This is a genomic window from Woodsholea maritima DSM 17123 (genome assembly GCF_000382325.1).
Classification (GTDB): Bacteria; Pseudomonadota; Alphaproteobacteria; order Caulobacterales; family Maricaulaceae; genus Woodsholea; species Woodsholea maritima.
In genome coordinates, this window is the sequence record NZ_KB908059.1 from 47,250 (window position 1) to 62,538 (window position 15,289).

The following is a 15,289-nucleotide window of genomic DNA, read 5'->3' on the forward strand; positions in this document are numbered from 1 at the left end:
GGCGCACTCATGGGGACGTACGCACACGCGCAAGACGATATCAATTATCAAGGTGATGCCGAAGCGCTGTTAGAATTGATTGATACGCATTACGCCTACAAAGACCGGTTTGGCGGTGTTAATCCGGCGCGCCATGCCCAGGGCGTTGATGTTGAAAGCGTAAGCGATAGCGCGTCACTGCTCGATTTTGCCGAATGCGCGCTTTATGCCCTGCAAGATCACCATGCGATTATGGGCATTTCCTCGCCGCGCTCTCTGGCGCTGACGCCCAGCTATAATGATCTATGGATTGAGGGGCGTGAGGGCCAACTCTATGTCAGCGATGTGCGCGATGCTTCGCCTGCGCAACAGGCCGGGGTTCAAATCGGCTGGCAAGTCCTGCGCATAGGCGATCAGGACATTGACACGGCCATTGATGGCCTATGTGGCGGTCCGTGGACGGATGATACGGCGCGCGGCTTTGCCGCGCGGGTGTTGGTGGCAGGCCATCGTCATCAGATGCGCAATCTACAATTTCGCGATCTGAACGGTGACATTCATACGGTGTCTTTGACCAGCCTTTATGATCTGCCGCGCGAGGAGACCCCGCCGATCAGTGTCACGACCCTAGAGGGTGATATCCGGGTTTTGCGGTTTAATGATTCCCTGGGCCAAGATGACATGGTGGCGGCCATTGATGAGGCTCTGGCTGGGCCTCACCCCAAAGGGATCATTATTGATCTGCGCGATACGGCCAGTGGGGGGAATACCTTGGTCGCACGCGCTTTGATGGGGCGTTTGATTGATGAGACACAGTTTTATCAACGCCATAGCTTGCCCCAGATGGAATGGTATTACGGTGTTGCGCGCCAATGGGCCGAAGAAGTTACCCCGCGTGGGCAAAGCCTGGCGGGTATTCCTGTGGTGGTGCTGGCCGGGCGTTGGACCGGCTCCATGGGTGAGGGGTTGACCATGGGGCTCGATCAGGTCGCGGATGCGACGATCATTGGCGCGCCGATGGCGGGCCTTTTGGGCGCGATCACGGATAATCCCTTGGCCAATACCGGCTGGATTGTGAAATTGCCGACGGAGAAGCTCTTCCATGTCGATGGCACGCCGCGTGAGGATTTTGTCGCCGATATTGTGTTGACCAGCGCAGATGAACGTAATGATGCGGGCGAAGATTTGGCTTTGGCGCAGGCCTTGGCTTGGTTTGTAAACCAAGACTAATCTGGATTGAGTGTTTAAGTCCTACCAGATTTGATCTGGCCTCCATCGCGTGAGCTTTGCGTTTGAGTGTGCCCTGTCAGGCCCAAGCGCGATTTGTTTGTATAGACCCCGGATCAAGTCCGGGGCCGCCCGTGTAGTTTTTACGCCAAGCGCGTTCCCGGCCAAGCGTGAGCGAAGAGCCGGGATCTATTGCGTGTGTCCCTTTAGGGAGATAGATCCCGGCTCAAGGCCGGGATGACAGTATTTGATATGACGCACTTAGGGTTAGCCCCTCAGGCCTTTCAGACCTCCCGCTTCGCAGGAGAGGACAAGTCTCACCCCTGTCACCCCAAACTTGATTTGGGGTCCATGCCGGACAGGCTGAGCTTGGTTGTGATCGAGCAGAATGTGATGCAAGCTCACGCCATGGACCCCGGATCAAGCCCGGGGTCGCGGTGTTATCTATACGCCAAGCGCGTTCCCGGCCAAGCGTGAGCGAAGAGCCGGGATCCATGTCTTATTGCCTCGCTTTGTTTGCCGTCCTTCAGGCTTGGGGCTCTAGCGACTAGAGCTTGGCTTTGATTTGCTCAGCCAAAGCTTTGAGGTCATCCAGATCCGCTTGCCCGCCGCCATGACGGCCCAGGGGTTGATCGGCCCAACGCGGGATGATGTGGAAGTGGACATGGAAAATCGTCTGACCGGCCACTTCGCCATTAAATTGCGTGAAGATGATGCCTTCAGGCTCCAACGCGGCTTTGACGGCGCGGGTGATATGCTGGGCGCGAATAATCGCGTTTTGCAGGTCTTCGGGCTCCATCTCGATCATATTGATCGCGCCTGCCTTGGGCACCACCAGCGTATGGCCTTTGGATTGGGGATAGATGTCCATGAAGGAGAGGACGTGGTCATCCTCAAACACTTTTACGCATGGGATCTCACCGGCGATGATTTTGGCGAAGATGTTGTGTGGGTCATAGGTCAGATGCATGGACATGGGCGAACTCCCCTGATGGTTGGTCATCTCGTCCTAGCGTGAAGTGCGCCTTTGGCCAAGGCCCTAACAGCCCGCCTTGAAGGGGCTCTCTTCAGTCTCGCACGCAATATCATGGAGGACGGCGTCGCGCTCGCGGCGCAGATACCGCTCCAGCGGAGCATGCAGTGCGGGCTCTGCGATATAGTGCGCCGAATACACGGGCATGGGGCGATAGCCACGCGCCAGCTTATGTTCGCCTTGGGCTCCGGCCTCCACCCGGCTGAGGCCTTTGGCGATGGCATAGTCAATCGCCTGATGATAGCACAGCTCAAAATGTAAAAACGGATGGTCGTCCAGCCGACCCCAATAGCGCCCATAAAGCGCCTCAGAGCCGATAAAATTCAGCGCGCAGGCGATCCAGCGCCCGTCCTTCTTGGCCATGACCATGAGGATGTCTTCAGGGCGGCGCTCCTGGATCAGGCTAAAAAATTCTCGCGTCAAATAGGGATGGCCCCATTTGCGCGATCCAGTGTCCTGATAGCATTCAAAGAAGATATCCCAATGGGTCTGAGAAAGCTCCGCCCCGCCCAAGGCCTGGATCTCAAGCCCCGCCTGCGCGGCTTGGCGTTCTTTTTTCAGGGCTTTGCGCTTGCGTGAGGAAAGATCGCCCAGGAAATCCTCATAACTGTCATAGCCTTTATTGAGCCAGATATATTGGCGATCTATGCGCGGCAAAAGATTGGCGCTCTGCGCCTCATGCCACTGGGCTTCATCGGGGAAGGTGATATGCCAGCTGGAAAGCTTCCAGGTCTGCGTCAGATACAGACCGGCTTGGATGAGGGAGGCTCGGATCTGCGGGTCTGGGCTTAAAAAGCGCCGTCCTGTAGCCGGGGTGAAGGGCACAGCCGTCAACAGTTTGGGATAATACTGCCCGCCCGCACGTTCCAAGGCATCGGCCCAGGCATGGTCGAAGACATATTCGCCATAGGAATGGCCTTTGAGATAGAGCGGCATGACGCCTACGACCTCGCCATGGGTCTCGGCAATGACATGATGACTGGCCCAACCGGTTTCCGGGCAGGCACTGGCCGAGCGCTCTAAGGCCTCTAAAAAATCCCAGCTTAAAAACGGATCATAAGGCGCACCCGACGGATTGGCGAGCGCGTCCCAAGCCTCGCGCGCAATATCACTCAGGCTGGCGATTGTGCGGATGGTCAGCTCACTCATAATCGGGCCTAAAGTTCGAGAGGGTCAGATAATCAGGACTTGTCAGGGCGTGCGCGGCAGGCTTTGCTAAGCGTATAAACAATATAGGGGCCTAGCCCTAAAGTGGGAGGAGACACAATGACAAAAGATCTAAGCGGGAAAATCGCGATTGTCACCGGCGCGGCGCGCGGCATCGGCGCAGCCACCGCGAAAACTCTGGCCGGTGCGGGCGCGCATGTCGTGATCAGCTATGGTCACTCTAAGGACGCCGCAGAAGGGATTCTGCGCGAGATTGAAAGCGAAGGCGGATCGGGCGAGGTCGTTCATTGCGATGCCGCCCAGGCCGGGGCCACGACGGCAATGGTGGAGGGCGTACATGATCGCCATGGCCCTTTTCACATCCTTATCAATAATGCCGGGGTGTATCCTCAGGCGAGCTTGGGTAAAACCAGCGATGCGCAATGGACTGAAACCCTCGCCGTCAATATGACCGCCCCGTTTGAGGCGATCCGCGCCTGCTATCGCCTGATGGCCCCGGGTGGGGCTATCGTTACCATTGGGTCTATTCTGGGCGAAAGCTCACCCACGCCGGGTGTCGGGGCCTATTGTGCCAGTAAGGGCGGGGCCGCGATGTTGACACGTGCTGCAGCGCGTGAGCTAGGCCGGAAAAATATTCGCGCCAATGTGATCCAGCCCGGCCCGATTGATACCGCGATGAACCCGGCCGATGGCGAAACGGCTGATTTACAGCGTTTGATGGTGGCGCTGGGGCGGTATGGTCAAGCCGACGAGGTGGCGCAGCTGGCTTATTTTCTGGCCAGTGACCGGGCGAGCTATCTAACGGGGTGCGTTATCAATGTGGATGGGGGCCTGCGGGCTTAGAGTTTTTATAACAATGACTTATCAGATGACTGTCATCCCCGACTTGATCGGGGATCTATGTCCCTAAAAGGCAATCTCAATAGATCCCGGATGTGCGCTTCGCTTCTCCGGGATGACATGTTTTTTTACTTCCTCGCTGACGCTGCGGGCGGCACTTCTTCAATGCCCTAACGGCTGTCGCCTACTTGAGGGCGTTCGCGTTTGCGACCCTGCGGGTCGACCCTGTCATGCCAGACTTGATCTGGCATCCATGCCGTGAGCTTGCACTATAGTCTGATCGCACAGAACCAAGCTCACTCCGTCCGGTATGGACCCCACATCAAGTTTGGGGTGACAGGTGTGAGGCTTGTCCTCCCTTCGCGAAGCGGGGGAGGTGGCCGGAGGGACCGGAGGGGGCTAACAAAAAACCCGCTGCGGTGCAGCGGGTTTTTATGGGGCTTAGTTACCGGAAGAGCGAGAGGCTTTTTTGCGCTCATGCTCCAGAAGGAGTTTTTTGCGCACCCGGATGCTTTGCGGGGTGACCTCAACCAATTCATCATTGTCGATGAATTCCAGCGCATATTCCAACGTCAAACGGACCGGCGGGGTCAGAACGATGTTTTCATCGGTCCCGGCGGCGCGCATATTGGTCAGCTTCTTACCTTTGAGCGGGTTGACGATCATGTCTTCTTCACGGGCATTGATCCCGATCACCATGCCTTCATAAACTTCAGCCGCGTGCCCGATGAAGAGCTTACCGCGTTCTTGCAGGTTGAAGAGCGAGAAGCCGAGCGCCTTACCCGTATCCATGGACACCATGGCCCCGTTATGGCGTTGGCCCAGCTCACCGCCAGATCTCGGCGCATAGTGAGAGAAGGTGTGGAACATCAAGCCGGTCCCTGAAGTCAGGGTCAGGAATTCAGAACGGAAACCGATCAGGCCGCGCGTTGGAACGACATATTCCAAGCGGGTACGGCCATTGCCATCAGATTCCATGTTTTTGAGCTCGGCTTTACGCGTGCCCAGGCGTTCCATAACGCCGCCCTGATGGCCTTCTTCCAAGTCGATGGTCAGGCTTTCGAACGGCTCGCAAATCTGGCCATCAATCTCTTTCAAGACCACTTCTGGACGCGCCACGGCCAGCTCAAAACCTTCACGGCGCATGGTCTCGATCAGGATGGAGAGGTGAAGCTCACCGCGCCCAGAGACTTTGAACTTATCCGCATCATCAAGCTGTTGCACGCGCAATGCCACATTGTGGATCAGCTCGCGGTCAAGACGCTCTTTAATCTGACGACTGGTGACGAATTTACCTTCGCGGCCCGCAAAGGGGGAATCGTTCACTTGGAAGGTCATAGAGATGGTGGGCTCATCCACGACCAAAGGCGCCAGAGCCTCGACATTTTCCGGGTCACACAAGGTGTCAGAAATGCTCAAAGGATCAATGCCGGTGAAGGTGATGATGTCCCCGGCGCTGGCACCTTCCATTTCCACGCGTTGCAGCCCATGGAAGCCAAACACTTGCAGGACTTTACCCCGGCGGGTCGCGCCTTCACGGTCAATGATTGAGACGTTCTGGTTGCGCTTCAGCGCGCCGCGGCGAATACGGCCAATCCCGATAACACCGGTATAGCTGGAATAATCCAGCGCAGAAACCTGCAACTGGAAGGGGGCATTCGGATCCACATCAGGAGGTGAAACGTGAGAGACAATGGTCTCAAACAGCGGATCCATCGTGTCGCTGGTCGCTTCGGCGTCATGCATCGCAAAGCCGTTAAGCGCTGAAGCATAAACAACCGGGAAGTCGAGCTGGTCTTCAGTGGCCCCCAAACGGTCGAACAGATCAAAGGTCTGATCGACGACCCATTCAGGACGCGCACTGGGGCGGTCGATTTTATTGATCACGACGATGGGCTTTAGGCCCAGGGCCAGCGCCTTTTTGGTCACGAAAGTGGTTTGGGGCATGGGCCCGTCCACGGCATCCACCAACAGCACAACCGAATCAACCATCGACAATACGCGCTCAACCTCACCGCCGAAATCGGCGTGGCCGGGAGTGTCGACGATATTGATGCGGTAATCACGCCATTTCACAGCCGTGTTTTTCGCCAGAATGGTAATGCCGCGTTCTTTTTCCAAGTCATTGGAATCCATAACCCGGTCTGGATCATCGGCGCGATCGCCCAAAGTGCCTGATTGCTTCAGGAGTTGGTCAACGAGCGTGGTTTTACCATGGTCAACGTGAGCCACGATTGCGACATTGCGCAGGTTTTCCACCGAAGCGGTCATGAAGATGTCCTTGTTTGGGCCTATGCGGCTGTGCGTCATTTTGCGGCCCTCTTACAGGGCTGGGCTCGCTCTGGCTAGCGCTCAAGGGCAGAAGGGCCAAGATAAAGCATCGTTAATGCGGCTGGCTTTGCGCGATTAAGGGCTTTGAAACGCCTGTCCCTCTAGGCATAGTGGGTATAAGCGCCGCGGCGCGTAGGTGTATGAGCAGATATATATAATGAGGGGATGATCATGGCCCAGGCGCATGAAATCGACTACCGCATCGAAGGCGGGGATATTCAATATGTCGAGATTGAGCTCGACCCGCAAGAAAGCGTCATCGCCGAAGCGGGCTCGATGATGTATAAATCTCCGTCAATCAATATGGATACGATTTTTGGCGATGGCTCCGGCCAGACCAAGGGTGTGCTGGGCGCTCTGATGGGCGCAGGCAAGCGGATTTTGACCGGGGAAAGCCTGTTCATGACCGTCTACACCCATCAAGGCCAGAATAAAGCCCATGTCGCCTTCGCTGCGCCCTATCCCGGTACGATTATTCCGGTGCACTTACCCGATTTCAGCGGCGAGCTGATCTGTCAGAAAGACAGCTTCCTGGCCGCCGCCAAGGGCGTTGCCGTGGGGATCGCCCTGCAAAAACGTATCATGACGGGGTTGTTCGGCGGTGAAGGTTTCATCATGCAACGCCTGACGGGTGATGGCTGGGCCTTCATCCATGCCGGTGGCACTTTGGTGCAGCGTGAATTGGCACCGGGCGAAGAGCTGCACGTCGATACAGGCTGCGTCGTGGCCTATACCGCCGGGGTGGATTTCCAGATTGAACGCGCAGGCAATATCAAATCCATGATTTTCGGCGGGGAAGGGATTTTCTTCGCCAAGATGCGCGGGCCGGGCCATGTCTGGCTGCAATCCATGCCATTCTCACGATTGGCCGGACGCATCCTCGCCAATGTGCCGCGCACGGGCTCGGGGCAGGGGGAAGGCTCCGTCCTAGGTCCGCTCGGCGATATTATGCGCGGGAATTAAACGCGCATTGAAATGTATTTCAAGCATCCCTTCGCTGCGGCTATGGCCGTGGCGAAGGTTGCTTGGAGAAGATAGCCGCCCGTTGGGGCGTCCCAATCGAGCATTTCACCGGCGACAAAGACGCCTTTTTGTTCGCGCAGCATGAAATCAGGGGTGAGGGCATCAAAGCTGATCCCGCCCGCGGTCGAAATGGCACGCTCAAAGCCTTGAAAGCCTTCGATTGTAAAGCGCGCAGACTTGATGCGGGTGGCGAGGGCCTCTGGCGCGCTCACCAGCGGGCCGCCCTGACTTTCGCGCAGCAAGGCGGCCTGAACCGGGGTCAGGCGCGCGGCTTTGCGAAGACTATTGGAGAGGCTCTGGCCCTTTTTAACCTGGCTCAAGCGACTGGCGAGGGCCGCGCGATCGAGGTCAGGGGCAAGGTCTAGGCTGAGCTGAGCCGAGCCTGATGCGAGGGCTTTTCGTACCGCTTGGCTGAGGGCGTAAATGGCACCGCCTTCCAGGCCATAAGCGGTCAATACCGCTTCCCCCCTGACGGCGCGTTCGCCAACGCTAAACCGGGTGGCTTTGATGGGGCTGCCTTGGAAGGTCTCAATCAGATAATCCGACCATGGTAGAACCAGGCCGCAATTGGAGGGTGTAGGCGTATTCACTTTGACGCCGGTGTTTTCTAACACGGCGAGCGCCTGACCATCTGAGCCCAGGCGCGGCCAGCTCAAGCCCCCGGTCGCGATGATAACCGCACGCGCCTCGCGTTTGAGTTCACCGTGAGGCGTATCAAAACATAGGTATTTATCCGCATCCCATCCCACCCAGCTATGGCGGGTGTGAAGGCGTACACCCCGGCCAGACAGGCGATGGAGCCAGGCGCGCAGCAAGGGGGAGGCTTTCATCGCGGTTGGAAAGACGCGCCCAGAGGAGCCGATGAAGGTCTCTTGGCCCAGATCTTCGCACCATTGACGCAAATCCTGGGCGCGAAAGGCGTCAAGCGCGCGCTCCAGGGCGGGCGGTAAGGGATCATAACGCTTGAGGAAATCACTCCAGTCCTCGCTGTGGGTGAGATTGAGCCCGCCGCGCCCGGCCATCAGAAATTTACGCCCGACACTGGGCATGCGTTCGTAAATGTCCACGCTTTGTCCCTGCGCTGACAGATAATCAGCCGCCATCAGACCGCCAGGGCCTGCGCCAATAATCACAATCGAAGAAGCGTCGCTCATGGCGTGGGTGTCCTAGAAGAAAGCTCAGCGCAGAAGGCCAAAAGGGCGGGCTTGTCCCGCATCGCTTCGCGCCGGTCATGCTGTGGGGGTGAGGGCAAGGAGGATATTATGTTCACAGTTTGGCCGAATTTTAAAGTCTTGGGCGCGGCCCTAGGGGCGGGGGGCTTGATCCTGATCGGGGGGTATGGGGGCCAAACATGGGAGCGCGCGCGAGCGCGGGCGCAGTCAGAAACCCTGCTGCTGGCGCTGCATGAGTGTCAGGCACAAACGGCGCGCTCCTTACAAGATTTAGGCGCGCGTGAAGCGGCGCTGCGTGAGCATATCACGCAAGAGGTGCGTGAGCGTGCGCGCCGTGAGGTAAACCGTCAAACCGCACAAAATCAGTATCAAGAGGATATACGCCATGACCCGTTGGTATGCCCCATGGATGGCGCTCGTATTGAGCGCTTGCATGCACTCGCCCAGGCTGCCAGAGGCCGTGATTTGGCAGGCCCCAAAACCGCTGACACCCCTTGACATCGAGCCTATGCCTCTGCCTGAAAACTACGACAGTTTAGACGCTTACACCGGGGCGTGTCTGGTGTGGGGGTTGGGCCTGGAGGCGCAGATCTATGACCTGCAAAAGCGCACTGACATCCTCCTGTCGGGAACCGCATCGCATGATGGCCGTTGATAAGGGGTAGTCACCCCTGGAGATGATATGAATATCTATCAACGCCTTAAGGATGATCACGGCAAGCATCGCGGCCTGTGTGCGGCGCTTTTAAAGACCGAAGGTCATAGTGAAGAGCGTGAACGTCTGTTTGCGGCCCTAAAGGGCGATGTCGAGGCGCATGTCGCCGCGGAAGAGCAAGTTTTTTATTCTGAGTTGATGGCGCACGAAAAAGGTCAAGACCAGGCCCAGCACAGCGTTGCTGAGCATAAAGAGGCCCATGATCTGATCGAAGAGCTTTCTGACATGGATATGTCCAGCCCAGCCTGGCTACAAAAGTTCAAGACCTTGAAAGAGGAGCTTGAGCATCACGAAAATGAAGAGGAGGAAGAGGTCTTCCCCCTCATGCGTAAAATCATTTCCGAGGCCCGCGCCAAGGAAATGGTCGCAGAATTTGATCAGGTCAAAGACAAGGCCTAACGGGAGGTTGTCATGGATTTAGTACGCGTTATTCTCGCCATTCTTTTGCCGCCATTGGGCGTGTTTCTACAAGTCGGCTTTGGCCTGCAATTTTGGATCAACATTCTTTTGACCCTGTTGGGCTATATCCCCGGCATCGTGCATGCCATTTGGATCATCGCGCGTCGCTAAGGCTTAAAACCGTAGCGCCAATGTCGCCCAGACCCGACGATCAGCACTGGTTGTCGGGTCAACGCTTTCATGATGGAAATCATCAAAGACATTTTCCCCGGTTAGGGTGACATCGACATGGTCATTGACCTCATAGCCTAAGGTCAGATTGGCGATTGTCACATCATCCACACGGGTGGCAGCGGGATTGTTCGGGAAGTCGAGAGAACCGTAATAGCTGTCAAACCCGGATTTGAATTGAACCAGGCCATCGACCCAGAATTTATTGCGCACCCAGGTGCCTTGCGCGGTTACGATATGTTGTGAACTGCGATTATCCAAGAACTCCTCGGTGAAGAAGATAGCATCGCTGACCTTTTCAAATCCACCGGGCCGGGCCAGTAAGTCATCATCGGTGTCTGAATAGGCATAGTTGAGCCGCCAGCTGAAGTTCGATGCGGTTTCACCATAGAGTTGAGCCTCAAAGCCATAGGTGTCGGCATCGCCGATATTCGCAGAGCTTAAATGATACTTATTGGCCGGGTTCAGGCGCATGACATAGCTGCGCCGGATAATGTCGGTGTCTTTGCGCAGATAGGCCGACAGATTGAAGCCGCCATTCAGGCTGGGGATTTGACGTTCCCAGGCGGCTTCGAATTGTTGGGAATATTCCGGATCAATATCGGGGTGGCCACCCACCGCATCTGTGACGCCGGGCACCAATAGATAGGCATGGATGTTATTTCCGCCCAGATTGAAGAGATTGGGTGCATTAAAGCCGCGGCTATAGGTGAAGCGATAAAGATTGTTCGCGTCTGGCGTCCAGATCAGCGCCATATTCAGGCTAAGCGCGGTATAGTCTTTAAAGTCGGTGTTTTTGAAGGCGAAAATATCGAGGTCAATGGCATCGCGTTTGGTGTCGACATAATCGACGCGGGCTGAGGCCATAAAGCTGACCGTGGGCGATACCGTATAGTCCGCCAGGCCCGAGGCGAACAGGGTGGTATAGGACACATCCCCAGTATTATCGGCCGCCGAGACACCAAATTGCGGCACGGCGTCTTTTTGATATCCAGCTGAGAAACGCAGGCCCAGATCTGAACGGGGTTTGGAAACCCGGCTCACGGTGATATTGGTACTTTTGGCCTCAATGGAGCTTAACAAGACAACTTCCTGTCCGCCGGGAATAACAACCACAGTATTTCGCGTTTCGGCTTGATCATTGTGATTGGCGCTCAGCGTCCAAACGGCCCCATCAGCGCGATAGGACAGGAAGCCGCCATAAGAGCGGTCTTCAATCTCGGTATAGGCATTATCGCCGGTATTAAGTTGGATACGGCCTGGCCCTTCGAACAAGCTGGCGTTAAACCCGCCTGCAAAGCGCTCGCTCAGCTGGAAGGCGGCTTCAATATTGGCGCGCTCATAATCGGGTTCACCTTTGGCGATGCGTTCGCCGGGGGTGAGATCGGCGTCATAGTGATCCATTTCACCACGCCCATAGGACAGGCGTACACCGCCTTTGTTATTGGGCAGCTGGAAGGTATAAAGGGCGGCCCCTTCATACTGATCTTCACTGCCGATGCGCGCGCTAAACGCGCTTAAATCTTCAAACATCGGCTTATAGGTGATGATATTGATCACCCCGGTGACGGCATTGGCTCCATAAAGCGCGGTAGATGGCCCGCGCACAACCTCGATCTGACGGATCTCTTCCATATTCACGGGCAGGGAGGCCCAAATGGTTACGCCTTCATAATTGCGGAAGGTGTCACGACCATTGATCAAAACCCGTAGACGACCGCTGTCGATATTCATGCCGCGAATACCGATGGTGGCCGAGCTTTGCTCGGTGCGTTGAACATCGACCCCGGCAACCCGGCGCAGGATCTCAATGACATCGCGCGCGCCAGAGCGGCGGATTTCATCGGCGGTGATGATGGTCATATTCGCGGGCGTTTCCGAAGCGCGCTTGGGTGTGCCGGTGGCCCCGATGGTGATGGGCTCATCAAACAACATTTCATAGTCGGCATAGTTCAGCTCTTGGCCGTGGGCTAAGCCGGTCAGGGTCACCAGTGTGGAACTCGTAAGGAGGATGGAGCGGATCATGAGTATCTTCCCTTTCCTGAGGGCTGCGGCCTAAATTTCTTCAACAAGCATCACGAAGGCGGGTTCAAAACGGATCCCGGCTTCAGCAAGGCTGGCGCGATTGGCAAGGATGCGCACATTGGGCGCGCTTTGAACGCCGAGCATGCAGATATGCGCGGTGACACAGGCGAGATCGGTGGAAATCGTAACAATGCCTTGGCTTTGCGCGGCGGCGATCAGGGCTGAATTATTTTTGGCATTACCCACAAGGAAGACCGCATTGGCCCCGCTTAAGGCCCCGACATCTTCACCGATGGCGCGCCCGGTTAAACGAATCGAACCGGCTTGAACGCCGCCACTAAGAAGGCCCGCGATATTGGCCGCTTCGCCGGCTCCGTCACCATCATGGGCGATGACCATAACCCTTTCGCTGCCGCCCGCGCCTTCTAAGAATTTTAAGGCGCGTGCGACCACTTCCAGATCGCGTTGGGTGGTTTGGGCGAAGGTGAGCGATGCCGGACCCATAAAGGTCAGGCATGCGGCTAATATGACTTTGCGCAACATCAATCCAAGCCTTTGTTTGCATTCGAGCGATTGTGCGCACATTCGCTGAATGCATTTTATGAGGCGTTAATCATGAGGGTGATTAACGCCTCGGTAAGGCTGGCTAAAGGTCTTTAGGGGTGGGGCGATAGGGTTCCTCACGCACCGCATGACCCAATATAAGTTTTAAAAAGAGACAAGGAATAAACCAGCTAAGCCCTGGGCCTAGGGGTAGAAAACTGTGAGCGATGATAATGGCAAACAGGCATAGCCCCGCTGCCAAAGGCCGACGCAGATAAAGCGGAACGGCCAATACACTCAAACACGCCAGTTGAAGCGCGACATACCAGATAAGGCCGACTTGCCATCCGGCCCCCAATAGGCCAGCCGCGATAATCGGATGGATATGGCACAAGGTGAAGACGAAGGAATGTTTAAAGGCGCGGCCGATGCGGCCTTCACCAGGTTGGGCCGGGGCGTGATAATAACGCTTACACGAGTTTAAAAAATTCGCGATCACGCCGCCGCACAGATCAAAGGCGAGAAAGAGAATGAGCGCGCCTTGCCACAGGCCATGATGAGGGCTGTCCCGCCACCAGATATAACACACGAGCCCAGTGAGAAGAGCGGCGCTGATCATTGTTAGCGCCTGTTCAGCGCGCGTCGCGCCATTGCCCATCAGGGGGTCGTTTTTCCCCGTGAGCGCCCAATCAATATGGCAGGTTGGCTTTGAAGATGTATCGCTCATGATGGCACCTTAAATATGGCCTAGCGCGCGATGGCACAGCACCATCACATAGGCGGCAAGGATCCCATCCAGGATTTCGATTATACCGAGGAGGAGGGGGATGGGATCTGGCGAGAGCGGGAAGACATGGCCCAAATCTAGCGCGACCACGAAGATATACCCCCAGGATACACCAATCGCGATCCAGGCCGCGAGGTTATAGCCAAAGCGCAGCATTACCGCGCTGGCGATCGCGATCAGGCCCAGGCTGATCAAGAAGGCATTAAAGCCCCAAAACACCGGCCCACCGAGATGGGAGAAATCGCGCGTTTCAATGGGGCCGCCGGGGACGAGCGTAATGAAGGTCATCACCAGGATCAGAAGACAGGTCGAAGCCATTTTCATAGTGTCACGCTTTTTCTGGGCGCAGAGGTGGGGCACATCATAGGGAGGTTCGTGGGTCATGCGGGGCATCCTTTATTTATTCCGACCGGTCGGTCATAATAAATTTTGCACTCTTGGAAAAGCGCAAAATGGTAATAATCGACCCATCGGTCGATAATATCGCATATAGATCGGTGAGCGCTGAAGCAGATGGGCCGCGGCTTGGCCGTGTGTCGTGTGCAAAAAGCCGGGCTGAAACAAAGATAAAGGTGAGGGGGGCAGGATGCCGAAAATCGTCGATAAGGACGCCGTTAAAGCGCAAATTTTAAGCGCAGCCTTGAGCGTCTATAGTCAAAAGGGCGTACATTCGGCCTCGATGAGTGATGTGGCCAAGGCTGCCGATATGGGCAAGGGCACGCTGTACCACTATTTTGCAAGTAAAGAGGCTTTGGCCCTGGGCTTGGTGGAGGCCCATTTTTCTGGTTTGAAAGCGGCGCTGGACGCCCAGCCGCTTGCCACGACACGCGATGTGTTTCTCGATCAGCTAGACGCCATGCTCGATCTACCGCCCGAGGCTGAGCATATGACGCGGGTCATGATTGAAGTGTTCTCGCCCAGTTTTGGCTCCGGCGCGATCCGTGAGTATGCCGCGCGGTTTTTTGAGGATGTTTCTGTAGGGATTGCGGCGCGTATGAAAGCTTTAGAGCTAGGGCGCGAACATGCGCTCAGCGCTGATCCTAAAGCCTTGGCGCGGTTTCTGGTCTGCATGCTGGACGGGATGAGCCTTCATTTCTCGCTTTTTCATATGCCGGGCGAAGCGCGCTCTGCCATGCGTATGGTCTGGCGCACGATGATTGAAAAGGCGCTGGATTAAAGCGCGTCCGGTTTGAGAAGACCCTGACGGATCAGGTGAATATGATCATTCATGAAGGCGTCAGTATCCATAGCATCTTCACCGGCAAAGACGCTTTGCCAGATCGCGGCCATGATGGCGGGCGCGATAATCAGACGCGCATCCAGATCGCTCATGCCGTCGCGTAATTCCCCGCGAGCTTGCGCGCGCTTTACGATGAAGCCTATGGCGGCCATGCCAGTTTCAATTGCCACTTCGCGATAGAGCTTTACCAGGTCCGGAAAGTGATGACCTTCGCCGATTAAAACTTTCAACAAAGTCACAGCATCGGTTTTCAGCAGGCGCGCATACACGGTGTTTAAGAACAGCGTCAACAATTCAGCGCTAGACCCTTCAAAACTTTGGGAGAGGCCTTGGTGTTCGCGCATCACGCTCACTAAGCGATCTTGGATGGCGGCTTCGAACAGCGCTTCTTTGGACGCGTAATAAAGATAGACCGTGCCTTTGGCGATGCCTGCAGCCTTGGCGACATCGTCCAGACGTGTCGCGGCAAAACCGCGTTCTGCCCATAAAACCATTGCCGCATCAAGGATTTCCTGGGGGCGTGCGTCTTTGCGACGTTGGCGTTTTTTACCCGGTTCTGCGTCTCTCGTCATTATTC

At 56.2% G+C, this 15,289-nt stretch carries 17 protein-coding genes; 8 read left to right on the plus strand and 9 right to left on the minus strand.

The annotated features are described in order from the left end of the window. Positions 1–9 precede the first annotated feature (9 nt). Entirely contained in the window at positions 10–1,209 is a 1,200-nt protein-coding gene (locus H151_RS0110485; protein ID WP_233354568.1) for a S41 family peptidase, read from the plus strand. A gap of 544 nt (positions 1,210–1,753) precedes the next feature. On the opposite strand, the gene H151_RS0110495 is transcribed toward H151_RS0110485, so the two are convergent. Together H151_RS0110495 and H151_RS0110500 are read right to left on the minus strand one after the other, a co-directional pair. Next, positions 1,754–2,182 carry an HIT family protein gene (locus H151_RS0110495; RefSeq protein WP_019961622.1) on the minus strand — a complete coding sequence of 143 codons (429 nt, stop codon included), beginning with the start codon at positions 2,180–2,182 and terminating at the stop codon, positions 1,754–1,756. A 63-nt stretch (positions 2,183–2,245) separates the two neighbouring features. Further along, entirely contained in the window at positions 2,246–3,388 is a 1,143-nt protein-coding gene (locus tag H151_RS0110500; protein ID WP_019961623.1) for a GNAT family N-acetyltransferase, read from the minus strand. Positions 3,389–3,505: 117 nt separating this feature from the next. Here H151_RS0110500 and H151_RS0110505 point away from each other — a divergent pair, with 117 nt between their 5' ends. Beyond that, complete coding sequence (locus H151_RS0110505) at positions 3,506–4,249, plus strand: SDR family NAD(P)-dependent oxidoreductase (RefSeq protein WP_019961624.1); 744 nt, start codon at positions 3,506–3,508, stop codon at positions 4,247–4,249. 438 nt (positions 4,250–4,687) lie between these two features. On the opposite strand, the gene typA is transcribed toward H151_RS0110505, so the two are convergent. Further along, positions 4,688–6,517: a translational GTPase TypA gene (gene typA / locus H151_RS0110510; RefSeq protein ID WP_026353963.1), complete on the minus strand. Its 1,830-nt coding sequence runs from the start codon at positions 6,515–6,517 to the stop codon at positions 4,688–4,690. 231 nt (positions 6,518–6,748) lie between these two features. Between typA and H151_RS0110515 the strand changes: the two genes are divergently transcribed. After that, the gene (locus H151_RS0110515) at positions 6,749–7,540 is read left to right on the plus strand and encodes a TIGR00266 family protein (RefSeq protein WP_026353964.1); all 792 of its coding nucleotides are present in this window, start codon (positions 6,749–6,751) and stop codon (positions 7,538–7,540) included. On the opposite strand, the gene H151_RS0110520 is transcribed toward H151_RS0110515, so the two are convergent. After that, the gene (locus H151_RS0110520; protein WP_019961627.1) at positions 7,537–8,754 is read right to left on the minus strand and encodes a BaiN/RdsA family NAD(P)/FAD-dependent oxidoreductase; all 1,218 of its coding nucleotides are present in this window, start codon (positions 8,752–8,754) and stop codon (positions 7,537–7,539) included. The genes H151_RS0110515 and H151_RS0110520 overlap by 4 nt on opposite strands. Before the next feature lie 108 nt (positions 8,755–8,862). Here H151_RS0110520 and H151_RS16180 point away from each other — a divergent pair, with 108 nt between their 5' ends. The 4 genes from H151_RS16180 to H151_RS17375 are packed head-to-tail and all read left to right on the plus strand — an operon-like array spanning position 8,863 to position 10,057. After that, entirely contained in the window at positions 8,863–9,270 is a 408-nt protein-coding gene (locus H151_RS16180) for a hypothetical protein (protein ID WP_019961628.1), read from the plus strand. A 10-nt stretch (positions 9,271–9,280) separates the two neighbouring features. Beyond that, entirely contained in the window at positions 9,281–9,427 is a 147-nt protein-coding gene (locus tag H151_RS17570) for a hypothetical protein (protein WP_019961629.1), read from the plus strand. A gap of 27 nt (positions 9,428–9,454) precedes the next feature. Then, entirely contained in the window at positions 9,455–9,886 is a 432-nt protein-coding gene (locus tag H151_RS0110535; protein WP_019961630.1) for a hemerythrin domain-containing protein, read from the plus strand. A 12-nt stretch (positions 9,887–9,898) separates the two neighbouring features. Next, positions 9,899–10,057 (plus strand): YqaE/Pmp3 family membrane protein, encoded by a 159-nt coding sequence (locus H151_RS17375; RefSeq protein WP_019961631.1) that lies wholly within the window; start codon positions 9,899–9,901, stop codon positions 10,055–10,057. Between the two features lie 3 nt (positions 10,058–10,060). Here H151_RS17375 and H151_RS0110545 read toward each other — a convergent pair whose 3' ends face one another. From H151_RS0110545 to H151_RS0110560, 4 genes are all read right to left on the minus strand, one after another. Beyond that, positions 10,061–12,142 carry a TonB-dependent receptor plug domain-containing protein gene (locus tag H151_RS0110545; protein WP_019961632.1) on the minus strand — a complete coding sequence of 694 codons (2,082 nt, stop codon included), beginning with the start codon at positions 12,140–12,142 and terminating at the stop codon, positions 10,061–10,063. Between the two features lie 30 nt (positions 12,143–12,172). Beyond that, complete coding sequence (locus H151_RS0110550; RefSeq protein ID WP_019961633.1) at positions 12,173–12,685, minus strand: hypothetical protein; 513 nt, start codon at positions 12,683–12,685, stop codon at positions 12,173–12,175. A gap of 103 nt (positions 12,686–12,788) precedes the next feature. After that, entirely contained in the window at positions 12,789–13,412 is a 624-nt protein-coding gene (locus tag H151_RS17125; RefSeq protein WP_019961634.1) for a hypothetical protein, read from the minus strand. Positions 13,413–13,421: 9 nt separating this feature from the next. Then, positions 13,422–13,856 carry a hypothetical protein gene (locus tag H151_RS0110560; RefSeq protein WP_019961635.1) on the minus strand — a complete coding sequence of 145 codons (435 nt, stop codon included), beginning with the start codon at positions 13,854–13,856 and terminating at the stop codon, positions 13,422–13,424. Between the two features lie 202 nt (positions 13,857–14,058). Here H151_RS0110560 and H151_RS17130 point away from each other — a divergent pair, with 202 nt between their 5' ends. Further along, positions 14,059–14,649, plus strand: coding sequence for a TetR/AcrR family transcriptional regulator (locus tag H151_RS17130; RefSeq protein ID WP_019961636.1), 591 nt, complete (start codon positions 14,059–14,061; stop codon positions 14,647–14,649). Here the strand turns inward: H151_RS17130 and H151_RS0110570 are convergent. Further along, complete coding sequence (locus tag H151_RS0110570; protein WP_019961637.1) at positions 14,646–15,284, minus strand: TetR/AcrR family transcriptional regulator; 639 nt, start codon at positions 15,282–15,284, stop codon at positions 14,646–14,648. The two genes, H151_RS17130 and H151_RS0110570, sit on opposite strands and share 4 nt — an antisense overlap. Between the last annotated feature and the right edge of the window lie 5 nt (positions 15,285–15,289).